This is a genomic window from Bacillus sp. AY18-3 (assembly GCF_008042305.1).
Lineage (GTDB): Bacteria > Bacillota > Bacilli > Bacillales > Bacillaceae_G > Bacillus_A > Bacillus_A wiedmannii.
In genome coordinates, this window is the sequence record NZ_QKQR01000001.1 from 1 (window position 1) to 23767 (window position 23767).

The 23767-nt window shown below is 33.9% G+C and carries 25 protein-coding genes and 3 pseudogenes; 4 read left to right on the forward strand and 24 right to left on the reverse strand.

The window, feature by feature from the left end:
* Positions 1-139: 139 nt before the first annotated feature.
* Both DM800_RS00005 and DM800_RS00015 read right to left on the reverse strand, forming a co-directional pair.
* Positions 140-1494 (reverse strand): annotated as a pseudogene (locus DM800_RS00005) (IS3 family transposase).
* A 94-nt stretch (positions 1495-1588) separates the two neighbouring features.
* Positions 1589-3838, reverse strand: coding sequence for a glycoside hydrolase domain-containing protein (locus tag DM800_RS00015; RefSeq protein ID WP_255446917.1), 2250 nt, complete (start codon positions 3836-3838; stop codon positions 1589-1591).
* A 451-nt stretch (positions 3839-4289) separates the two neighbouring features.
* Here DM800_RS00015 and DM800_RS00020 point away from each other — a divergent pair, with 451 nt between their 5' ends.
* Positions 4290-4664: a hypothetical protein gene (locus DM800_RS00020; RefSeq protein ID WP_147786147.1), complete on the forward strand. Its 375-nt coding sequence runs from the start codon at positions 4290-4292 to the stop codon at positions 4662-4664.
* Positions 4665-4828: 164 nt separating this feature from the next.
* Here DM800_RS00020 and DM800_RS00025 read toward each other — a convergent pair.
* The 15 genes and pseudogenes from DM800_RS00025 to DM800_RS00085 form a co-directional block, all read right to left on the reverse strand.
* Positions 4829-5062, reverse strand: a pseudogene (locus DM800_RS00025) (cysteine hydrolase family protein); the annotation flags it as partial.
* 57 nt (positions 5063-5119) lie between these two features.
* Positions 5120-5458, reverse strand: a complete 339-nt coding sequence (locus DM800_RS00030) for a hypothetical protein (RefSeq protein WP_071726483.1) — start codon at positions 5456-5458, stop codon at positions 5120-5122.
* A gap of 1130 nt (positions 5459-6588) precedes the next feature.
* Positions 6589-7035, reverse strand: a complete 447-nt coding sequence (locus tag DM800_RS00035) for a sigma factor-like helix-turn-helix DNA-binding protein (RefSeq protein WP_147786148.1) — start codon at positions 7033-7035, stop codon at positions 6589-6591.
* Between the two features lie 93 nt (positions 7036-7128).
* Positions 7129-7281 (reverse strand): Fur-regulated basic protein FbpA, encoded by a 153-nt coding sequence (gene fbpA, locus DM800_RS29040; RefSeq protein ID WP_179955657.1) that lies wholly within the window; start codon positions 7279-7281, stop codon positions 7129-7131.
* Between the two features lie 97 nt (positions 7282-7378).
* A complete protein-coding gene (locus tag DM800_RS00040; protein ID WP_097857468.1) occupies positions 7379-7621 on the reverse strand; it encodes a hypothetical protein in 243 nt (80 codons plus the stop codon).
* A gap of 4 nt (positions 7622-7625) precedes the next feature.
* Positions 7626-8930 carry a replicative DNA helicase gene (locus DM800_RS00045; protein ID WP_147786149.1) on the reverse strand — a complete coding sequence of 435 codons (1305 nt, stop codon included), beginning with the start codon at positions 8928-8930 and terminating at the stop codon, positions 7626-7628.
* 10 nt (positions 8931-8940) lie between these two features.
* On the reverse strand, positions 8941-9678 hold the full coding sequence (locus tag DM800_RS00050) for a helix-turn-helix domain-containing protein (protein ID WP_147786150.1): 738 nt from the start codon (positions 9676-9678) through the stop codon (positions 8941-8943).
* 123 nt (positions 9679-9801) lie between these two features.
* On the reverse strand, positions 9802-9984 hold the full coding sequence (locus DM800_RS00055) for a hypothetical protein (protein ID WP_029437635.1): 183 nt from the start codon (positions 9982-9984) through the stop codon (positions 9802-9804).
* A 1-nt stretch (position 9985) separates the two neighbouring features.
* Positions 9986-10186 carry a hypothetical protein gene (locus tag DM800_RS00060; RefSeq protein WP_147786151.1) on the reverse strand — a complete coding sequence of 67 codons (201 nt, stop codon included), beginning with the start codon at positions 10184-10186 and terminating at the stop codon, positions 9986-9988.
* A 128-nt stretch (positions 10187-10314) separates the two neighbouring features.
* Positions 10315-11031: a Rha family transcriptional regulator gene (locus tag DM800_RS00065; protein ID WP_147786152.1), complete on the reverse strand. Its 717-nt coding sequence runs from the start codon at positions 11029-11031 to the stop codon at positions 10315-10317.
* Positions 11032-11063: 32 nt separating this feature from the next.
* Positions 11064-11276 (reverse strand): annotated as a pseudogene (locus tag DM800_RS29480) (helix-turn-helix transcriptional regulator).
* 123 nt (positions 11277-11399) lie between these two features.
* A complete protein-coding gene (locus DM800_RS29485; protein WP_001041146.1) occupies positions 11400-11522 on the reverse strand; it encodes a hypothetical protein in 123 nt (40 codons plus the stop codon).
* A gap of 1027 nt (positions 11523-12549) precedes the next feature.
* Positions 12550-13527, reverse strand: coding sequence for an ornithine cyclodeaminase family protein (locus DM800_RS00075; protein WP_147786153.1), 978 nt, complete (start codon positions 13525-13527; stop codon positions 12550-12552).
* Between the two features lie 19 nt (positions 13528-13546).
* Entirely contained in the window at positions 13547-14551 is a 1005-nt protein-coding gene (locus DM800_RS00080) for a proline racemase family protein (RefSeq protein ID WP_370512856.1), read from the reverse strand.
* Positions 14552-14819: 268 nt separating this feature from the next.
* Positions 14820-15281: a VOC family protein gene (locus tag DM800_RS00085; RefSeq protein WP_147786155.1), complete on the reverse strand. Its 462-nt coding sequence runs from the start codon at positions 15279-15281 to the stop codon at positions 14820-14822.
* Between the two features lie 186 nt (positions 15282-15467).
* Here DM800_RS00085 and DM800_RS00090 point away from each other — a divergent pair, with 186 nt between their 5' ends.
* A complete protein-coding gene (locus tag DM800_RS00090; RefSeq protein WP_064473831.1) occupies positions 15468-15614 on the forward strand; it encodes a YflJ family protein in 147 nt (48 codons plus the stop codon).
* A gap of 141 nt (positions 15615-15755) precedes the next feature.
* Here DM800_RS00090 and DM800_RS00095 read toward each other — a convergent pair whose 3' ends face one another.
* The 3 genes from DM800_RS00095 to DM800_RS00105 all read right to left on the reverse strand — a co-directional run bounded on the left by DM800_RS00095 (position 15756) and on the right by DM800_RS00105 (position 19739).
* On the reverse strand, positions 15756-16709 hold the full coding sequence (locus DM800_RS00095) for a TRM11 family SAM-dependent methyltransferase (protein ID WP_147786156.1): 954 nt from the start codon (positions 16707-16709) through the stop codon (positions 15756-15758).
* Between the two features lie 150 nt (positions 16710-16859).
* Positions 16860-18449 carry an N-acetylmuramoyl-L-alanine amidase gene (locus DM800_RS00100; protein ID WP_147786157.1) on the reverse strand — a complete coding sequence of 530 codons (1590 nt, stop codon included), beginning with the start codon at positions 18447-18449 and terminating at the stop codon, positions 16860-16862.
* 240 nt (positions 18450-18689) lie between these two features.
* Entirely contained in the window at positions 18690-19739 is a 1050-nt protein-coding gene (locus DM800_RS00105) for a M42 family metallopeptidase (protein ID WP_098857240.1), read from the reverse strand.
* Between the two features lie 126 nt (positions 19740-19865).
* Between DM800_RS00105 and DM800_RS00110 the strand changes: the two genes are divergently transcribed.
* Positions 19866-20045: a hypothetical protein gene (locus DM800_RS00110; protein ID WP_087985735.1), complete on the forward strand. Its 180-nt coding sequence runs from the start codon at positions 19866-19868 to the stop codon at positions 20043-20045.
* Positions 20046-20066: 21 nt separating this feature from the next.
* Here DM800_RS00110 and DM800_RS00115 read toward each other — a convergent pair whose 3' ends face one another.
* The 3 genes from DM800_RS00115 to DM800_RS00125 form a co-directional block, all read right to left on the reverse strand.
* Positions 20067-20393, reverse strand: a complete 327-nt coding sequence (locus tag DM800_RS00115; RefSeq protein WP_087985736.1) for a nucleoside triphosphate pyrophosphohydrolase — start codon at positions 20391-20393, stop codon at positions 20067-20069.
* A gap of 17 nt (positions 20394-20410) precedes the next feature.
* A complete protein-coding gene (locus DM800_RS00120) occupies positions 20411-20728 on the reverse strand; it encodes a hypothetical protein (RefSeq protein WP_087985737.1) in 318 nt (105 codons plus the stop codon).
* Positions 20729-20840: 112 nt separating this feature from the next.
* The gene (locus DM800_RS00125; protein ID WP_088047934.1) at positions 20841-21629 is read right to left on the reverse strand and encodes an enoyl-CoA hydratase; all 789 of its coding nucleotides are present in this window, start codon (positions 21627-21629) and stop codon (positions 20841-20843) included.
* Positions 21630-21937: 308 nt separating this feature from the next.
* Between DM800_RS00125 and DM800_RS00130 the strand changes: the two genes are divergently transcribed.
* Positions 21938-23317 carry an O-antigen ligase family protein gene (locus DM800_RS00130; RefSeq protein WP_088608470.1) on the forward strand — a complete coding sequence of 460 codons (1380 nt, stop codon included), beginning with the start codon at positions 21938-21940 and terminating at the stop codon, positions 23315-23317.
* A 34-nt stretch (positions 23318-23351) separates the two neighbouring features.
* Here DM800_RS00130 and DM800_RS00135 read toward each other — a convergent pair whose 3' ends face one another.
* Positions 23352-23660 carry a putative quinol monooxygenase gene (locus DM800_RS00135; protein ID WP_098082467.1) on the reverse strand — a complete coding sequence of 103 codons (309 nt, stop codon included), beginning with the start codon at positions 23658-23660 and terminating at the stop codon, positions 23352-23354.
* Positions 23661-23767 lie beyond the last annotated feature (107 nt).

A 23767-nucleotide genomic window follows, 5' to 3' on the forward strand; every position in this document is an offset into this window, starting at 1 on the left:
AAGCATTCCCTTGTTATTCTTTTGGTTTTAAAAATTTAGAGATTTTAAGTAATTAAATGAATTTGAATAAGAAAATAAAAAAGAGTAACTTTTTATTAAAAGGTGAAGTGACCCCTAAAAGTTAGACACGGTTATTTCATTAGGTAGCTTGATCAAAATGAGTCCGGTATTGTACCGGGCTCATTTTTAATTTTGCCTTAATCCGTTTCGTATTATAATAATCTATATATTTTTCTAATTCTATTTTAAAATGCTCTACACTTTCAAATTCTTTTATGTAGAGGAACTCCGACTTCATAATCCCAAAGAAATTCTCTATTACTGCGTTGTCGTAACAGTTACCTTTTCGAGACATACTCTGTACAATAGCTCTTGATTCAAGTGTACGGACGTATTGTCTCATTTGATAATGCCATCCTTGATCCGAATGCATCAGTAGCTGGTGGATTTCAAGTAAACGTTCCAATGCTTTCTCTAACATCTCTGAAACAAGTGAATACGTCGGTCTAGAACCAATTGTATAGGTAATAATTTCACCATTATACAAATCTAATACAGGCGATACATACAGTTTTTCTCCAAACAATTTAAACTCTGTGATGTCTGTTACCCATTTTTGATTCGGTGCATCTGTATGAAAATTACGCTCTAAAATATTAGGTGCAATTCTACCGACTTTTCCTTTATAGGATTTATATTTCTTCATACGCACAACACACTTTAATCCAAGCTCTTTCATAATGCGCTGAACCTTCTTGTGATTCACTTTCTGACCACGATTCGTTAATTCATCACGAATGCGACGGTAACCATAACGACCTTCATTTTCCTCATAAATCGCTTTAATCTCTGCTTTCAAATCGACATCTACATCTGGACGATTCATTTTCTTTACTAAATCATAATACATGCTTCGAGGAATAGTAGCTAGCTCCACGAGTGCCTTCACCGAATATTTATGCCTTAATTCATAGACTACTTGTGCTTTGTCTTGTTTCGTGATTTTTCCTTATTTTGAACTAAGGCATTCAACTTTTTTAAGTATTCATTTTCCATTTCAAGCTGTTGAATACGTGCTTCAAGTGCTTCGACTGAACCTTCAACTGGTGTTTGTTTTGATTGTTTATTTGAATCTTTTTTCATGGATGGACGCCCCTTTTTCTTAGATTGAAGGGCATCAATTCCTTGTGTTTCGAGCTGTTTTTTCCAAACAGAAATCGTTGAAGGGGCAGGAATGTTAAAGATAGCTGTCGTCTCAAATAAGGACATACCGTTTTCAATCATAAAGTTTAGTACGTCTAGTTTAAATTGTTGTGTGTAATTTGTACATCGTTTTAGAAAAGCTTCCACACCATTCTGTTTATATTGGTTTACCCAATTCAAAATAATTGTGTCACTTATACCAATCGATCTACCCATTTCTCGATAACTTTCATTTCCGTTCAAATAACGTAGAACGATTTGTATTTTTTCATCAGCTGTAAATTTAGCCATAGAAAAACTGCACCTCCAATTGTTAGACTGTGTCTAACAATTGGGGTGCAGTTCAAAGGTTACTTTTTTTATTTATTACTAATGTATTGGTTTATTATGCTTTTGGTTTAAATACTACCCAATGTGGATTCGGATTTTCTTCACTTATATCTCCAGTTTCAGGATATCTAAGGGAACCATATTCTGAATATCCTGTTCTAGCTCTATTTTTTTCTGCTGCATCACGTTCTTTTAACCATTGGATAGGAGATGTTTTATCACAAATTGTAATGTAATTATAAACAGTTTGACCGTCTGCACAAGCGGTCATAATCCCTTTAGTTTTATTGGCCCAAAGTTGTGCAAAGCTGATACCTTCGACGTTTGTTCCTGTATTACAAGCATAAGAATCTGCTATATTTCCTGGTGCAAAGGCGTCTGTTTGTAAACGTTGAATATCTTCTTTATGGAAATGCCCTTTATATTTTGCGTCAGCTTGATATTGAGCTCCAAAATCAAGATATCCTCTATGACCATGACCAAACCATGAAAAATCTATAATTTTATTTAAACGTTTTCCAGTACCACTAGTAGATTGTGTATTAATATAATTAATTAACTGATCTTTATTATCAACAAATACAACATCTACTGACCAATGTGTTGCGGTTTCTGCAAAATTGAAAATTTCTTCATTTGAATATAGGTTTCTTTCAATAATCCAAGTTACGTGGGTTTTATGATTATCGTATTTTTGTTTAAGATCTCGAATTTTTTTGATTGCTGGTTCAATAAAGTTATATCTAAATCCTCTTTCTGGTCCTTCTTTTGCTGAAACTACAATACATTCATATTGATTGAATTCTTTTTCTGAAATTTTATAACCTAAATCTCTTCCTGACTTAATATCTTTATCAATTGCAATAGAACCATTTCCGCTTCCAATTGCGTATTCTTTAATTTGATCAAATGCCCAATTTTTTGGTAATGGGAATCCTAGGTTTCCACTAAAACCAGTAGACATACCAGAGACGAAGCTGTATGTTGCGTATTTTTGGTCTGATACTTGAATACATACGTTTCGTGAACCATATACGCCAATTTTGTAATAACTTCCTAATTCTTTCATTTGTTCGTTGATTGCTTGGAAGTGTGGTAAAATTTTGTCCTTAATATCGTCACCTGTTGCATCAAAATCTACTGCGAAATAGATGGTTGTTCCATATGGGAATCCATAATTTAAAGCGGCTTGAAAAGCATCAATTGCATCTCCTTTACCTTGGGAAGCATTAAAATAGTTTTTATCTCCACCGTTTGTTTGGTAGATAGGGAAAATACTAAGTCCAGCTCTGAAAATGTTATGCATTTCTCCGCCTTGAATTTTTTTATTTTTAGCATTTGTTACTTTAGCGTTTGTTAAATAACGTCCTACTGTTTCATAACCGGCTGCGACTAATGTTTTTGCTCGTTCAGGAGTAATTTCTGTAATACAATCACAAGCTTTACCTTGACGTTCTGGATCCCCTGTACTTACTAATAGAGAAGCCCATGTTTGAAAATCTGAAACGCCAGTCGCTTTCAATAATGCGAAGTTTTGGAATTGCTTTAATTGTGTAGTCATAAATGTTGAAAAAGTACCATCAAACGGTACATCGTAACCATTGAAAATAAGGGCCGCTTGGAATAGGTACACAAAAGCACCTGTTGAACCTTCTTTTAATACGACTGGTTTAATTTTTTCTTGTGTTGTTGGGCCAAAGTACCCATTAGCTGTACCATCTTTTAGTCCTTCTTCATATTGAATAGCAAACATTAAAGCTTTTTGTACATCACGTGAATAATGACCATCACAAGGCATATAGAAAAAGTCAGCACGATTGATATATTTGTTGTTTAACCATTGTTGGATCTTTCTAATTTTTTCACTTCCGTTATTAACTAATACGTACGCATCCATTGTTAAAAGTGCTTTGAATAATTTAGGAGTTACTACACCATCAGCTGATGTAGAGCCTAAATTTTTTTGCATAGAAGCAATAGCAGCCTGTGTACCAGATCCATATGTGCCTGTAATACCACCAGGCCCATACCCCTTACAGTATAAAGCAGCTTGAATAATTTTTACGATATTTGCATTTGTATTAGATGTTGTACTAATTGGACATTTTTTTGTAATTTCTGCTAATGTACCATCGCCAAAGGTTGTAGATGTTTCAGTAATTCCAAGTTCTAATTGTAATGCTCGTGTTAAAGCCCACATTGTAGACCAACCTGTTGTTCCAGTTACTTTAATTTCTTGATAACCAGCTCTACCTGTATAGGTTTTGTTTACCCATTCTTGTGCTTCTTTTACCATTTGATCCATCTTAATTACCTCTCTTTTTATTATTTTTATTAGTAGGGTTTAATTTAACGATGTAGTTCAAAGTCTACTTAAATTAAGCTCTTACTTTATTAAGTGAGAGGAAAGTAGAATAAATAAAAATAAAAAACAAAAAAACATTTTAAAATAGATAAAAAGTAATGCAATGGTTTTCGGATTAGATAAGCAAGTATACAAACTGAACCGCTTCGATTATTCGTTCAAAAATAGTTCTTATCAAACATGTTGATACGTTTCAAACCGTAGGGTTTCGCTCCCATACACTCAATAAACTTCTATTCCAAAAATCAATTAAAATATATTTGAAAGAAATTAGTTTTTTACCAAAATATGCAATTATACATATTCCGGTATTTAACTATGGGAAATACTAAAATATATGGTATAGTTTTACATGTTAATATCACATTTTAATTTTGAAAGGATGAAAAAAATGAAGAAATTTGTACAAACTCTTTTAGCTGGTATTATTATTTCAAGTGGACTTCTTTTTGGTACTTCTGATGCATTTGCAATGGGTTCAAAAGGTAGTATTAGCTTCTCTACGGATGCTAATGTTTACGGTAGAGGCGCTACATCTATCGATGTAAGTGGAAATATGCCTTTTAGTGATGGTGGTGTTGTTGAATTATACGGCAAAGATAATGGCTTTTATAGACGTATCGATGTAAACGATGGGGGACGATTCACTGTTCACTTCTATACATATGATATTCCAGCAGGTTTATACGATGTAAAAGTAGCATCAGATTGGGGCAACGATCACCGAAAAGGCGAATTAACAAATTATATCCGTGTAAATAAATAATATTTCAAATATTTACTTTCAAATGTTATTTATGAAACAAAAAAGAATCAACTCTATCAAGAGTTGATTCTTTTTTCTATTACTCATAATTTAATTTATACACTACCATTTTCTATCACCCTTAATAACCAAAAACTTTACTAAACTAATTATCAAATATAACACTAAGTATCTCCAAGTAAATCTTCAGTTTTAACTACAGTAGCAAATATCTCATGCAGACTAACTAAAGCAATTTCATGAATATCCTCTGCACTTTAATATTTTCCGTTATATCCAGTACACTTAAATGTAGCTGTTGCGTCTAAAACAACATACGTTTTAAATCCAAGATTGCCAGCCTTTCTAGTTGTAGTCGAAACACATTGATCTGTAGTTAATCCTACGATGACAACTGCTTGATAGGCATAAGAGAGAACCCCATTTGGTAGAAAACGAGGTTCTCTCTTTTATTTTTATCGGTAAATCTTGAAGATGTCTGTACGATTTTTAGAGCGGCTTCCAGATCCAACCCATAATGTACCCAATACGCGGTAATCGCCCGGTAGATTATCTGTGATATTGAAAGAGCGTGTCACGTTATTTTTAAAGCTGCCTGATAAAGTATCAGTTGTTACAGGGGTTCCATCAACAAGACGCTGCAATTCAATTTTATAATTCCATGTAGCACCCGGAACATTGTTAATTTGTTTGAAATCTACTGTTGTAGCTCCCGATCCATAATAACTTGCATCTGTCCATCCAGATACGCCTGAAGTGTAATTATCGTAACCACCGTGAATATAACTTGCCATTTTGTTTCCTCCTTGAAATGTTATAGTTTTTCTTTGTATTAATGGAACTTAATTATTAACATAACTTTGGGAAATCTTTACTTAATCAAGTTATCTAGTAATTTAGCTCCTTACTTTATTAAGTGAAACAAAAGTAGAATAAATCAAATAATTAGGAATTTTTTAATGATGGTTTTAATAAATAACTAATGTAATTTCTCTATAAACTATACAAGGAAAGATTTAGATAATGAGTGTTTGCCCCATTACATAAAAAAAACATACAATAAGGGTTGCAGTTGTAAGGGCTTTGAAATATATGAAAGTAATATATCTAGCGGGGACGTACCAATAGTATTAATCTATAAAAGGTGTGTAATCAGTATGAAGAAAGAAAGAAAGAAAGAGAGAAAATAAATGATTTCTCTAGCATCTTAGAATAACCATATATTGTCTGAGAAAAACTGGGTGAGTATCTCAGAAAAACTAGAGGTAGTTTCTGAAGGAAACGATAACAATACTAATTTTAATAAAAATAACTTAACAAGAAATATTCACCAAAAATTACTAAGTAAAATTAAACATTCAAAAGAGCCAAACTGCCTATTCCAGAAACATATCATAACCTTTGTTAATGCTATGTACAATTTAAGAAAACAAGTATTTTACAAAACTACACCCATTGTACAATCCAATATCTCTTTATCTGTTTCACGTACAATAAAACATATAAAGGCGAAATCCCTAAAGAGACCCCGCCTTTTCAACGTAATATGAAATTCAAAAATCACTAGTTATTTTCTAAACATTGTTCTGCATTTATCAACCTGTTTATGTTTTGTTAAACTTTGCAACAGAACCTTTTACGCTAAAATCGTTACCTCTTAAACATGAGAAAAAACATTCCGGAAGTAATAAAAATTTAAAAATACCACTGTTGTAATAAAGTGAAACTTTAATCAGTGGGGGTTTTCTTCATCCCCACTGATTATTAGCCCTCACCAATCGGACTCTTATGGGCAGTTGATCCCCCACCTAAATTCTTTGCTTTCGCTGAATTTTGAGGTGGGGGTCTTACTGCCCATTAAAGCGGGATAAATCTGTATAAATATTTTTTCATTCTCTCTAACAACCTGTATTGTTACATATAATTAATGAACCACATTTTTCATATCATATCGTTTCATTTTACTACTTACTCTTCTAATATGACTATGGCTATAATTTAGTACTACAGCAATTTGTTTCAAATTCATTCCTTTTACATCTCGATAATACATAATACGTTTTTCTAAGTCTTTCATACTTGCCATTACGTCTTTAACTTGATTCATTACCTGTTGTTTCTCCTGTACCATCTCCGTTAATACATTAATTTTACCAGCAATCTTATTATGCCTAGTATAAATGTCTACTAAATCTAACGGTATTTCTCCACCTTGAACACGTTCTTTTGTATAATCCACCACACCATTAAATTTCGGAGCGTTCATAGTCATATTTTTCATCAAAAATTTATGTTCTATCTCTAAGTCTCGTATTTGAATCTTCAACATATCTATTTCCTGTGCTAAGTCCTTAAGTAAAAGTTGTTCCATTATTACTCCTCCTATTAACCTTTTTTAATCCATAAACAGTATTTTTAGCACTAAAATATACTCAATCAAAATGATTAGAAAATAATTTTATAATCATTTTCTCTCTTCGAGTCCTTGATCTCGTTCATCTACCTTCTTTATTAATTTTTCTAATTGTTTTTTACTAAGTTCCCATAGTTGATATTTATTAAACTTGTATATTCCATTCTTAATTAAATACAAAATTAACTCGTCTTTTCTTGTCATTTGTTCACCTAAACCCAAAAATATTAAAATTACAATATATTTATATAGAGATTTACTATTTAACCTATTACTATATTAAAGCTAGTTTATATATCCGTTATTTCATATAACTTTCAACATCTAAAAATTGCTTATACATAGCAATATTCCGCTTTCTCATATATTTCTTTAAATATTGATTCATAGAGTGTCTAAATCTAAATTCAAAATAGTAATCGAGACCGTTAACCCGATCTTCAAAAGTCAATACCTTCCGCTCAAACACAAGATATTCAATTAATAACCAAACACTTACTACCCCATCTTTCTTTGCCTCTGTATAAAGTTCTAATATTGTCATAGTACTAAATTCCTTTTTCAAGGTATAAATTTGTTTTTTTAACGAACTGGAAAGGGAGTGTTCCCACAAATCCATTTCGATTTTTCGCAATAATTAATTCAACATCATGAATTTCCTCTTCTTGTTGCTCTCTATTAAAATATGCTGGACGGTGGGGAAAAATAATAAGATCAGCAATCTCCTCAATACTTCCCGATTCACGAATATCAGCCATTGTAGGTGCTTTGTCTTGCTTTCCCTCTACACTACGATTTAATTGTGCTACAAGCATAATTGGCACACTATGTTCTTTTTGTATTTCTTTTAGTTGTTTCATGATGTATGTAAATTTAAGGTGATTATTTTGAAACGACTCATTTACATCAATATGTCCTAAATGATCTATAGCAAAGAAGTGTTTTCTATCTGGGTTTTCTTTTACTACTTGGCGAATTACTGTTCGAATTTGATCAATATTTTTTTCTGGACGAACATTAATGGAGAGCTCCGCTAATTTACCACATGCTTTGTGATATTTCTCCCAATATTTTTGTTTTTCATGAAAAAATTTATTTGGGTTATTCATTGTCGCAACTGGAATTTTTCCTTCTGCAGCAATCCATCTATCTATAATCTTATTTTCATCCATTTCACATGAGAAAAATGTTCCCATATATTCCTGGCTTTGATGTGCTCCACGTCGCATACTTTCCAATACAAATGCTGTTTTCCCCACAGATGGACGAGCTGCTACTACTATTAAATCTGATGGTTGCCAACCATCTAAACCTTTATCAAGGATATTAAAACCCGTAGGGGTTCCACTTATTCCATTTAAAGGCATTTGACTATGCATTAAAATACGGTTCTCTAATTTTTCTTTAAACGAGGGTTGTGATTTCATTGTAGTACCTGGAATATTATTTATTTCAGATAAAAGTTTGTTAAGTTGTTGGTAGCTATGTGTGAATTTCGATTTTTCTTTAAAACCTTCGAATGTAAGGAGAGCTTCATTTACTGCAATAAATTCAATCATTTTATCTTCTATATATTTAAAATTATGAGTTAAAATCCCTAATTCATATAGATTGCTTAACGTACTAACTCCACCAAATGTAGCCATCTTATCTTCGCCAATTTGAGAAAGTGACATCATATCAACAGGTTTATCATTACTTTGAAGTTCTTTCATAATTTTAAATAAATTTCTATTATATTTATTTAAATAATGTTTAGTCTTTAACTTTGTTTCATATATTAAACTATTATCATGAATCATCATTCCAAGAATATAACATTCATTTTCATAATGCACCTGATACTTATTCACTAAATTCACCTCAATCTAATAAACGATCTATAGAGAAATTACGTGTGCTAAATACCTTTGAAGTTTCTTTCTCTTTTTTCATTTCAGCATATTCTAGATAGCATTCATTGTTGAAAAAATTAGTGGCATGTTTTATATATCTTGTTTCTACACAATTTCCTTTAATATATTCAGCATATCTTTGTGTTCCCAAATTTATCAATTCAAAAGAATGTTTTTTAGTAGCCATATTAAATGATTTATAAGCTGATTTCTTATCAATTTTTTTAGGATATAACGCCCATACATGTTCAAATTCTTCTGAATACCCTGCACTTAAATTTTGAATATTCTTCATCTCAACCTTGTTAAAGTTAACTTTATTTGTGCTTCCTCCAGTTACTACCTCTTTTTTCTCTAAAGCACTCTCTTTCTCTCTTTCTGATATCGTACCTTGCTTTTTTGAAATATTAGATGTAGGTAAAAGATGATATAAGTTAGAAAGGTGATCGCCCTTATTATCTTTCCTTAAAGTTTTTGATACATATCCCTTTTCCACCAAAATCTTGATACACTCAATAACCTTTTTCTTGCCACATCCAACCCTTTTAGCTAGTGTATTCAGTGATGGAAAAGCTGATTTTGTTTTTTTATTTGCATATCTAACAATTACAGCATAAGTTTTAAACGCATAAACATCCAATTCACCATTATCTATAACTTCATTATCTATCATAAAAAAGCCGCCTCGTTTATCAATAAATTCCATTGATTCTCCTTCCCTCCCTTATATTATTAAACCTTATAAAGATATTCATTTCGTTAATATTCGGTAATTACCGAATATTAAAATTCATAAAACTTTAGGCATCTGCCAATCTATTTATTTCATTTAAAAAGGGTACTCCTCTTCTTTTTCTTGTTTGCTTAATTCATATATTTCTTCTAATACTTGTAAACCATGTTCATATGCAAGAACCATTGTTGTTGAAAAAATATCCCGCTTTTGTTTATGGTTTTCAATTAATCGTATAAAAATCCTTTTTTCTAAGTTAAATTTGTCATCTAAGCTCATTTTATTCACCTGCTACTTTCTTTATAGAATAACTTTCAATAAATTGTTTTATACATTGTGTTTCACAATGAAGATAATCTCCATCAAAGTCATAATAATGCTCACCAAAATAAATTTCACCCTGACAAGCTTCGCAATATTCCAAGTAATCCTTCTCTCCGGAATCCATACATTTACTATCTATCATTGGATTTTCTATCAACTACAATTTCCCCCATTCATTAAAATATCTAGTAACTTATTAAAATCCATATAATATACACGCACTTTAACAATTGAATTCTCTTCTTATATATACATACTGAAAGAAATCCTTTGTAAATTTCTTTTTTATGCTGTCATATTCTTTTTATGTAACAGTACATCAGCTACCCTTATTGCATTTTCTAATTGATTTTTAACCGCTAAATATTGCGGAGCTGTTATTCGCTTCAATTTATTCTTTTTTTTATAGTGATACATTTTTAATTTTAAATTTGTCCTATATGTTCTGTTATACATCGATCTAAATATTCTCCATGCCTTTTGAAAGCTAACATCTTTGCTAAAAGCTAAAAGCCGAATCATTTTATTTAAACGTTGCTGCAGACAACTTTCTGTATTTAGATTAACAAGAGTATTACTACAATGTTCTATAGTTCTTACCTCTTTCTCCAATTGTGGAATTCTAAATAAAACCTTGATTTGTATTTTGTCTAGATTCTGATGTTTTTTTGTTACATGTTTAAAATCGTTTAAGAATCCATCCTTCACCTTTAAAGCATTTATATTTCCCATTTTTCTATATGCAAATGTACTTTCTCTCAGTTTAAACTTAGGGTAGTCTATGCCTTTCATTGAATAAGTTGACTTAATAAATTTATCTGATAAAAAATTAACCTTATTAATTACATTTAAGTTTTGAATCGGATTTATAATAGTACTTATTACAGAATTTTGATTCTCCTTATACATGTCAGCAACAATCAAGCTATCCGTTACGATTGTATTTCCTTCCTTCGATACCAAATCATTAACTATACCTTCTCTTCTTTTAGTGCTAGCCATATATACCTCCGCTTTGATAAACCTTAAGTTTACTAATTCTTTTTAAAAAAAAGATCTTTCGGATCATCTTCAAACGCTTTTGCAATTTTTACTACCAGATCTATTTTTAGATTGCTTTTACTATTTTCTATATACCGCTAATGCAACTTTGTTATCCCAACTTTATTAGCAACCTCTTCACAAGTCCGTCCCGTTTCCACTCTTCTTTGTTTTAATTTTTCCAAATCATTTCCCCCTTCCGTTATCCATACTCTAATTTTAAATAAACCTAAGGTTTATTTCAAGTCTTTTTTATATAAATTCCCTATATTTTTTATGGACTATGTATTAATTCTACAGATCGATTAAACCTAGACGAAAAAAGCTACCTATTGTTTTTTTTCTATATATACTCTAGATAGACACGCCTTTAGAATATCCTCTGTATTAATTTTTCTTCCCTCTTTTAACCATAGTTTGACTACTTCCTTAGCTAATTCTTGTTTATTCATCTCAATCCCCCATATTCAACATATTACTTATAAATCTTTTCATATAGTTTTACTTTTTGGTTAAATATAAATAGGAAATTCTTCTTAAAAGTAGGAATGACACCGCTCTATTCAAAACGATGTCATTCTAAATGCTAATAATATTCCGCGCATTGCTAGCCACCATTTGGATGAGCTATTGGAGCTAAACACTTCATCTTCTATTGTGTTGTATCATCTGTATTTGGCTCATTCAATATAAATATGGACTCGCCTAATAGAACCACTAAAATTATTAATCGACCTCAATTTTCTTCTTTCGCTTTGACTAGTTAATATCAATTTTTAAAAACAAATTTATCTTTCACTCTATAAATTTGTTTTTAAAAAGGAGCTCTTACTATTATGTATTACACTCGTATTCTAATAATAAATTATCATTTTACCTATCAAATTAATATTTCCATTTTTCAATCCCTATATGAATATTTTACCACAAAACAGAACTAATGTTCTACTTTTAGGCGCAGAAAATCTAATTAAATTTAATAAAATTTAAGCATGAAAGTTTTTTGATAAATCAATAGTTACTTTAAAAGTAAATCACATACAAAATATCGTTAATACCTAATGAACGGTTTATTATTTATAAAAACTTAATTTTAGTAGTTCCGTACTCCCTTTGAAATCCCCATAATATTCCTAATTCACTATACGTACCCAAGTTATTTTAATACATCCAATAAACTAATATACTACTATATCCCTCAATCGTTGTTGTGCTTTTTTATTAACATTAGGAATAGGGAAAGAAATCCAAATAACATTTATTAGTATAGATCTTAAAAGTACTGCATCACATTTAACAGATACTCAAAAAGAATAGTCATGAATATCATCTATTAATTGAATAACGTTTATACAATTAATGCTTTTACTCCCTTGCTTACGAGCTACTCCCACTGTATCGCACACTCGTAATCCCCCTTCTACCAATGAATCTCGCACCTTACACGCAACAAAAAAAGACCACCAAAAAGGCAGCCCCTCAAAACTCAATCTTATTCCCCACGCCGCGCTCCACCGCTTTCTCATACAAATACTTCGCAACAATAATGTCTACCACCGCCAAACCAACTGATTTGAAAATGGTAATCTCTTCATCGTTTTCGCGGCCGGCTTTTTCTCCGCTTATAATTTGACCGAGTTCGGCGTGGATGCTGTTTGCTTCAAATAAACCTTCCTGTATTGGAACTTGAAGGTCCCCCGTTTCTTCTAATGCTGCTTCTTTTGATTCGACTACTACTTTGTTTGCGCCCGCGATGGCGTGGGATGGTAGTTCTTGCATGTTCGGTCTAAATGAGCCGACGGCGTTTACGTGGACGCCTTTTTGCAAGATTTCTGAGAAGACTGGTGTGGAGGCGTTCGTAGTTGTGACGATGATGTCTGCTTCGCTTATTGCTTCATTTGCATTTGTGTGAACATATGCAGGTTTATTGAATTTCTCTTGTATATATTGCGAGAATGCATACGCTTTTTCTTCTGTTCGATTGTATAAAATGACTTTTTCGATGTCTCTTACTGCAAATACAGCTTCGGCGATTCCCTTCGCCTGTTCTCCTGTCCCAATAATGGATAACGTTTTTGCGTTATGTCGAGCTAAATGTTTTGTCGCTACTCCAGATAGGGCGCCTGTTCGAATCATTGTTAAGTAGGATCCTTCTAAAAGCGCCAGCGGTTCTCCCGTTTGAAAGTCTGATAGCATCACAATCCCGTTTATCGTTTTCTTTCCTATCTTTTTGTTCTCGGGGACTACTGTTACTACTTTTAAGCCAAGTGCCTCAAGTCCTTCCGCTACTGAAGGCATAATTAATGCCGTATTTTGCTCGTTCGCAAATGGTAATGAGCCGCGAATTGGTGTGATTGTTCTTTCTGCGGAAAACTCTTTTAAAGCAAACGCCGCATATTTAATGACTTCGTTCATATTTACTAAGTTTCGTTGTTCGTTCGCGCTTATGACTAGCATATCTTTCCACCTCCTCCTTCTACTCTAACAAAAATCCCCTATTCAAATCATCTCTCGGGTCTACAACAAACTGATGAAATCCTGTAATAAATGCATTCCCCGTTACTTTCGGAACGACAGCTTCATATGTATCTACTGCGGTTAGCGACAATACTTCCCCCTCGAATTTCCCGTCAGTAATGCATTCGTGGATGAAAATTTCTCCCTTTTGTAAAGCATCTTTTTCAAAAAGAGTTGCGATTCTTGCGGAAGTTCCTGTGCCGCAAGGAGAACGATCTACTTGCCCATCAGCGAAAATCGTTACATTTCGTAACGTAGCGTCTTCCCCTTTCGGTTCATCTGAGAAAATAACGCCATATATTCCTTTTAATCCTTCTTCAAGTGGGTGCTTCACTTCCATTTGGCTCTCAATGTAGTGCTTAATTTTACTACCCCACGTTTGAATAGCAGCTAAGTCTTTGAAATCGACTTTCAAACCAAATTCTTTACTATCTACTACTGCATAAAAAGCCCCGCCAAACGCGATATCTACTTGAAATTCATAGTCATCTATTTTAATAGGAACGTCTTTCTTATATACAAATGAAGGAACATTTTCAAATGATACGGACTCTACTTCGCTCCCCTTATATTTTGCGTATGCAATTACTTCCCCAGCAGGGCTATCAATAATGAACTTTTGTTTCTCACCTGTCACTTCAAACATACCTGTTTCAATTCCGACTGTAATAACAGCGATAATGCCGTGCCCACACATCGTACTCCAGCCTTCATTGTGCATAAATAATACACCAAAATCAGCGTGTGCACTTGCAGGTGGAGTAATAATACAACCGTACATACCGTGATGTCCTCTCGGTTCATACATAAGAACTTTGCGAAGATGATCCAAATGCTCCATACAGTACGCGCGTCTTTCTAGTTGCGTTTCCCCTTTTATTTCTGGCACGCCGCCTGTAATAATTCGAAGCGGTTCCCCAGCTACGTGAGCATCAATTGTCGTGTACACTTTACTAACCTTCATTTCTATCTCTCCCCTATATGTTGATACTATTTTTATTGCAAATATCATGCCAACGCATAGGGGATAAATTTGTATACATTGTTTAAAAAAGCATACACTACTGTCTATTTTTTTATACAACAGACAGTCGGTAAGTATTAATTTCCAATCAGTCCCGCACTCACCAAATCAAAAACAAAAAACCCCGAAAACTCAGGGTGGGATGCCGCATAGGCAAGGTTATAGTTCCTTTTCAAATAGGTTTGCGGGATTTGAGCCAAAATCAAATTTATATTTCACTCGGAAATTTTTCCCACTCACTTAAATGCATGACATCTTGTTTTACGTTTTTCTTTTCAGGAAGTAAACATAGAAATTCTAAAGAATTGCCGTCAGGATCATAAAAATAAAGATTTGTAGTAGGTGTCCACGTCTGAACCATAGGCTCAGACGGTTCAAGACCGAAAGCGGCCCTTGGGTTTATTCCTTTATTAAGAAGCCATTCTCTTGCATGAATAATTTCTTCATAGTTAACCTTGAATGCAAAGTGACTTGTATGAAATACTTCTTCTGATACCTCCCAAATGCCCAGCATTTGTTCCTTCTTATTATCTTTATCAAACCAAAAGAATGCTACACGACGTTCTTCAATTGTGCGAGCATGAAATAATCCAAGTTTAGTATAAAATTCTTTTGCTACTTCTAAATTTCTTGTTTTAACATGTGTTTCATATAAAGTACCTGGAAACAAAGCATATTCCCCCTTTATATTTTTAGAAATTCTTACTATAAAGCCTATTTTAATAAACTAGAAATAGAAGTGATACCGTATTCTTCTTACATGTTTTTTCAATTTTGTAGCCCTAATACTGAATAAAAAAGAAAATTCTCTCCCCCCGCCACATATACTGTTCAAAAGCAAAAAGGAAGTGATCTAATGTATTACGGAACGAAAGGCTGGTACGTAGCCGAACTAAAAAAATTAGGCGTGCGCTATCTTGAAGGACGAAAACTAGAAAGTTACCGCGGGCACGTCTTACGCAATTTATTACTTGCACAACAAGAGAAATTAAAAGAACAGTAATATGCTAATTTAACGATATCGGCGATTCGACATAGGATATCGACTTACCGACAAATCCCCCTAATTCATCTATCTACACTACCAACCAATCACACATCAATACAAACAAAAAAGGTCACCCAAACGGGTGACCTTCCTTTCTTATTCACAAACAAGAATTTGTCTAGAAAATGATCCTTTTCTTGTAATACAGCGATCTGTAATTTCAAATCCTGCTTCATGAATCATGTCGTCCATTGTTTCCATCGTGACAACGACTACCTTTTTAGCGATGCGGCGCGCACTTGAAAGAATGGAGAACTGGTCTTCTGGTGTTGCATGCGTAAATAAGTCGTACGGCATATCGATAATCGCAACGTCGTAGTTCTCAGTAATTTCCTCGATTGGACCTTTTGTTACTGTTCCTTCAAAACCGAAATGTGCGATGTTTTTTCTCGTTCCAAGCACCACAAGTGGATTAATATCTCTACCAACGATGTTAATCCCCATAGAAAGTGCTTCTACTACTACTGTTCCAATACCGCAGCACGGGTCAATTGCTCGTACTCCCTCTGGATTTGGTACAGCAATATTTGCAACTGATCTCGCAACACGTGTGCTAAGAGATGTCGAATAACTATGCGGTTTTTTTATGTGATGATACCAAACTGGCTCACTTTCTACATAGTGTCCGAAGTACCAGCGTCCTCCAAGAGGAACAATCCCGAATACGCGCTCTGGATTACGAACATCAGCTTCTCCTTCAATATGCATACCGAGGTCGCGTTCAATGAGACGTCTTTCCCCATATTCAATTTTATTTTCTTTCCCAAGATCATTGATTTTAACGAAGATAACTTTAAATGACGCCCCGGCCAAATCAATTTGTTCCACTTGTTTTAAAATGCTTTCTAAGTCGTCTCCTTCATACATCACTTCAACGCGCTCTTTAATAAATGCACTTCTACTCGGTTCAATTTTGACATCACTTTTCAAAATATTAACGTGAGACTCCCTTCCAAAGAACGAGCGCATTTCCAAGTAACATAAAGCACGCTCCTCCTCACGAAACGCATACGTATATATACATGCAGGTGTTGTACTATGATTACTCAATCTATTATCATCCTTTATCGTTTAAAATTATTATGATTACAATTATTCGAATATCTTTTTTACGTAAAATTAAATGATATCACATGCCGGAAATAAAGAGAAACGTTAATAAATAAAAGAGACTGCCTATTGGCAATCTCTTTTTATTTATTAACGGAAAGAAGATACTTTCTTACCCTTTGCTTCGTAATAATCTAAAATACCTTGATAAATCGCTTCTGCTGCAGCTTGTCTCTGTTTTGGTGTAGCAATTTTATCTGCATCACTTTTATTATCTACAAATGCTAATTCTGTTAATACAGCTGGCATTGTATTTTCTCTAGTTACGTATAAGTCCTGATGTTTCACACCACGATCTTTTGTTCCAAGTGCTGCTACAAGACGATCTTGAATTTTTTGTGCTAATAAAATACTGTCTTCTACATGTGGATTCGTTACTTTTGCTCTTGCTGACTGATAATATAATGTTTCTGTACCTTGTCCATTTTTCTTTTCAGAACCATTAGCATGGATACTTACAAAAATATCTCCATTATGTTCCTGTGCAAATTCTACACGTTTCTTTAATGAATCAGGACCACTTGTTCCTGGGCGTGTATCATCTGTACGAGTGAACATCACAGTAAATGGTGCTCTTTGCTCAAATATTTTCTTTAATCGTAATGATACATCTAATACAGTTTCACTTTCTTTCTCATAATAACCAGGATTACCAGAGTCCATTCCACCATGACCTGGATCAATAATAATCGCTTTACCTTCTAAGAAGTTCTCTTGTTTTACTGGGTTTAATTGATTTTTATCAACCCACTGGAATCCAGCGCCTACGCGAATACGAATCCAGCTGCCGCTCTCTTCCATAATCGTTACTGTTTGTGCATTATATGTACCTAGCACTTGAGAACTATGTGAAGCTTTTTCATAAGCAGTAAATCCTTCATTAATTGTTTCTGTTTTTTCTTGTAAAGGTGTCCACTTCTCACCTTTACTTGTTACAATTTTCAACCAGCCGTCTGCTCTTTGCTCTTTCACTTCAACCATTTGTGGCTTATGCTGAACGTCAGTAATACCAGATGATAATGATGGTTGATGATATGTAATAAAGTTTCTGTTCATATACATTCTTTTTGATGTATTTGTTTTATTTTTATCAGCCATCGCAATGAACTGAGCTGCTTCTGCACGAGTTACAGTTCCTTCAGGATTCCAGCCATTTCCCGTACCATTAGAAATCTCTAAGGCTACTAAAATATTAGCTTGTTTCTTACCCCAATGAGGTTCCAAATCTTTAAACTGTGTTGGAAGTTCTCCAATAATTTTCTTATCTAATGAGTACGCTTGTACTAACATAGATGCCATAGATGCACGGTTCATTTTATTGAATGGATTAAATTTACCAGTACCATCTCCATTAATTACACCTGCTTTTTCCACTGCAGCAATGTACGGTGCTGCCCAATGGCTTTGTGCGTCTTTAAAAGATGGTTTTGCTTTTGGATCAATCGGTAAACCAAGAACGACTGCTATGATTTTTGCAGCTGATCCTCTATCTACTGCTTCAGATGGAGAAAACGTTCCATCTGGCTTTCCATCAAGCGCTTTTTTTCCTACTAAATAATTAACTGATTCTTGCGCCCATGTAGGAACATCCGAAAACTTCTTCGCTGCTGCGAAACTACTTACTGGAGACGATAATAAACTTGCGGCTAAAATACCTGCCGCGACTGCACGATACTTCATAAAAAATAATACTCCTCTCGACAATCACCTTTTAATAACGCGTAATCTTAATATATAAATTTCAATAAATCCGAACAAAAAAAATTAATGCGCCTCTATCATTTTATAATACTCGAATTATGTAGTAAACCTACTTTCTTAATATTGTAAAATAAAATATAATTAATTTACTTTTTGTTAAATAAAGTCGATTTCTCTGCAAACAAAAAATAGGCCACTAAAGGTAGCCTATTTCTTTTCTTATTCTGCAATCATCTCTGATAATACATATGCATAAACAAGTGCTTCTGTATGAGCAATCGAACTTTCATGTGTACGCTCAAATGCATGAGAAGAATCAATACCTGCTCCAATTAATGCATGTTTCACATCAAATCCAGCGTGAATCGCAGCTGATGCATCCGATCCATAGTACGGATAAATATCTACTTTATATTCAATATGATTCGTTTTCGCAAGCTCTACTAAATGTTTACGCAGTGCATAATGATACGGACCACTAGAGTCTTTTGCACAAATAGATACAGTATACTCGTCAGATGCTTGTCCATCACCTAGCGCTCCCATATCAACTGCTAAATATTCAACCGTTTCTTCTGGAATGTTAGAGTTACCACCGTATCCAATCTCTTCATTATTAGAAATTAAGAAATGAGTTGTATATGGTAATGTTATGTTTTCATCTTGTAATCTCTTAATTAATTTTAATAGAATCGCAACACTTACTTTGTCATCTAAATGACGTGATTTTATGTATCCACTTTCTGTAATTTGAACGCGCGGATCGAATGAAACGAAATCTCCTACTTCAATTCCTAATTCGCGTACTTCATCAGCTGAAAAGACACGCTCATCAATACGAACCTCAATATTTTTCTCGTCGCGTTTCGCTTCACCTGCATCTTTATATACATGCACAGATGTTTGATGCATTAAAATCGTTCCTGTATACGTCTTACCGCTTGATGTTTCAATTTCGCAATATTCTCCTTCTACAGAGTTCCAGCGAAATCCGCCAATCATAGAAAGACTTAGACGACCGTCAGGCTTAATTTCTTTCACCATCGCCCCTAACGTATCAACGTGTGCCGTTAATAAACGGTGCTGTGCATCATTTTTCCCTTTTACCGTTAAAATGAGAGCGCCTTTATTGTTACGCTTCGTTTCTACATTCCACTCACTTACATAGTTTTCAATAAAACGAATGATTTTCTCTGTATTTCCAGATGGACTTGGAATAGAGACAAGCTCCTTAATAAGTTCCATCGTTTCTTTCGCATGATGTGCCATTGTCGTTCCCTCCTCATTTTCTCTATTATTTAGTATACCGAATTTACTATAAATCCTCTACTCATATAGCTTAATTTTCTAAATTGCGGTAAAATTCTTTTTAGTATACAAAAGGAGTTATAAAATATGAATATATCAAAAAAATATATACACATTGCACTCATTTGGTTTTTAGCATCATTATTTTGTTTACAAGTTTCTTATGCAGTTCACACTACTACTTCTATTACAATTGGCTGGGTATTAACAGTTATCTTCTTCATTATTAGTTTAATTGCAACAAAAAAGCATAGCGTTACTCACTAACGCTATGCTTTCCCTACGAAACTATTCTTCTGAAACATCCAACAAATAAATGCCTCTTTCAAATCCACCGCGCTCTATTTCTTTTTTCTTACGAAGACGTTCTACATCTTCAATTGTTGCACCTTCTGCACGCGCTAATGAAATGATCACTTCCAGTGCATCCGCAAGAGAATCTAGCGCATGTTCACGCTCTTTCATAGAAGCAAATTCACGAATTTCTTCCGTTCCAATTTTCGCTAAAGCTTGTATGTATGCTTGTCCTGTTAATTTTTGTGCTGTATATGTTTTTCCAGACCTTAAAATCTTCTCTGGAACACGATCTCTTACTAACTTGTTATATGCTGACATCATTCATCCTCCTATGTTTAATAACATCCGAGCTCTGCTTTATAGAAAAACCATTTTTTCTTCACGCACGCACTAAGCATATCAATTCCTGATCCATGTGCCCTTACGTGAGGAAAGAAATAGTGCTCTGATTCTTCTTCCTTACCATATAGAGTTTGGTACTCAGCTGGAATTGCTTCTTTTTTCACATCTTTTTCTTTCGTCACTTCGCCAGAAAACGCAACGCTTGGATGTCCTTCAAAAAACAACGCAGTTCGCACAGCCATAGATGGTGTACTATGCAAAGTATAATATGCTATTACAATCATGCCGATAACACCAATAATTTTCTTCATATATTACTCCTAAAAAAAAGTGCTAACACAATTATACTAAAATGTGTTAGCACTTTCTCCCCTTTACCTTAAATTAACCGGCAGTAAAACTACTATTAATTCAAATTTCACTTTATTCCCCTTTAAATGCAGGCAAACGTTTTTCTAAAAATGCAGCAATGCCTTCTTTATGATCCGCTGTTTGTCTCATCGCATATTGGCCGCGCTTTTCAAGTTGCAGCGTTTGTTCTAAATTGGAGCGATTTACTTCACATAAAATTTGCTTCGTTTGAATCATCGCTTTAATCGGCTTTTGTGACCATTCACTAATTTTTTGCTTCACAGCCGTTTGGAAATCCTCACCGATTACTTCATCAATTAAACCGATATCAAGCGCTTCTGTTGCTGATAATTTCTTTCCTTCCCAAATAATTTGCTTCGTCATATTTTCACCGACACGCTTTTGAAGGAAGAAATGGCCGCCACCATCTGGAATTAAAGCGATTCCAATAAAGTTCATCGCAATAACGGATGATATATCTGCCATCACATAGTCAGCTGTTAACGCAATACTTAACCCAAGACCAGCAGTTGGTCCATGAATCGCACTAATAACAAGCTTCGGCATCGTATATAAAGTTACAACAACTTCAGAAATGGTATTCATAATGCCATCAAACTTGCTTTCATCATTACTTGAAAGCATCGATTTAATATCTCCACCCGCAGAAAAACCACGACCACTTCCGCATAACACAACAATGTGTGCAGAACTCTCCGCTACTTCTTTCAATTTTTGTAATAACTCTTTTAATGTTGGCTCATCTAATGCATTTAACACCTCTGGGCGATTGACCATAACGGTTGCAACGTGCCCTTCATATTTCACAACGACAGATTCTGTTTTACTTGTTACTTCCATTATATATACCCCTCTTTTCTACATAAAGATTATACTTATATAATTATAGAAAGGTGGTGAAAAACCCTTCTTTTTTCTCAATTTTCTGTCTAATAATCTCGTAATTTGTATATGACCTTGTATAAAACAAACAATTCCGTTGAAAAATATAGAAATTAAAGTCGGTTTATCACCTCTCTTCATCTATTTACCATTACAATGAAATGGTGTATTCTTAAGTCTGATATAAAAATTAAATATAGAAATTCATTCTCCTTCCTATTTATATAGAGGTTCTGAAATAAAGGAATGAAGAAATGGAGGAACATATGGTTACTAAGTTCAAACAGACGGATAACTACTTCCCGCATTTCCTACTGCTATTCATTGTGTTTCAACCAATTTTAGATTTGTTAACGTCTTTTTCAATCTATGTATTACACATGAGCGCAACAGTCGGAATCGTAGTCCGTTTCGCCTTTATGCTTCTTGCATTAGGTTATCTACTTCTTCATCATAAACAACAAGGCGCGAAAAAGTATATTCTTTATTTATGTCTATTTGGCATTGTACTCGCAATTGGCCTTGTGAATAATTTAATGGTCAAATCTCCAGTTTCATTTGGAGAAGAAGTGAAATTTATTTTGAAAAGTGTATATCCAATAGTACTACTGTTTGGATATATTATCGCACTAAAAGAATTAAAAAATAACGACTACGCGTTTCATAAAATCATTACGTATTTCTTATATGCAACGTTAATTTTAAGTATTTCAATCATCGCGGCTATGGCAACTGGTACAGATTTCCCAAGCTATCCGAACTCAAAGATCGGTTCAAGAGGATGGTTCTTTGCTGGAAATGATTTAAGTTCCATTTTTGCAATTATGTTCCCAATCGTTGTCTTATACTCAGTTCATAAAACAACTTCTTTCTCAAAAGCGTATTACTGGATTCCAACTGTAGTTGCAATGTATGCAAGCATTATGATCGGAACGAAAGTAGGCTATGGTGCCATCGTTATTACACTTGGTATCGCCCTTTTCTTCTTATTCATTGAATATATGATACATCGTAAAAAAGAAGGAAAAGGATTCACATATCTTGTAAATACAGTTGTTGCTGCTGTCGTATTAGGAGGGTTACTCGTACTTACACCGCAAACTCCTATCGCAAAAAACATGACCATCCATTTACAAATATATGAATACAAAAAATCAGTACAAGAAGAAAAAGACCGAAAAGAAGGAAAAGTAGTTACAGAAGAAGAACATGAGCAAGGCGAACTAACAGACTCTGAAATGAAAAGTTTAATTTACAGTGATCGCGACAAGTTTTTAAAAGTATATAAACAATACTATAAAGAAGCACCACTATCTCAAAAACTATTTGGAATGGGGTACGCTGGTAACTATACAACGAAAATGAAGTTAGTCGAAATGGATTTCCACGACCTATTCTTCGCATTCGGAATTGTTGGCTTCCTTATGTACTTACTGCCACTTCTTTATTTCGGTATAAAAATATTCATTCGCATCATCACAAACTTCAAGAAACTATTTAGCGTAAAACATATGCTACTAGCTAGCACACTCGTCTTATCGCTCGGTATCGGCTTTATGTCTGGACACGTATTAACAGCACCAGCCGTTAGCATTTTCTTTGTTGTGATACTCGCTTACTTAATTGTTGATTTAGAAATAGAATAGAAAGAAGCAGCATCCATCTGGATGCTGCTTCTTTCTATTCCAACCCTTTACCGCCTCTAGCATTCAAAGTGCTAATTCTTTCTGCTCCAGTAATCATTGGTTTTGCTCGCTTTATTAAATTTTGTGTAGACTCTAACGTTAAAGATGCTTTATGTGCTTCTTCATTACTCCATACTTCAAAAACATATACAGCATTTGGCTCGTCATCAGAAGTACTTACAATATATACCTCACAACTATGAAGTGCTTTCATCGATTCCGCAGCCTCTAGCAAAATATTCGTTAATTCTTCCCGATTACGTTCTTCCACAATAAACTTACCATACAATCCGAATTTACTCATTCTTCTCCCCCTAATTATGCCACTTCTCTTATCTCAAAATTAATAATTTCCATAAAAAAAACACTTAATGTCACACCTTTCTTATGTATGAAATGAGAAACTACTTA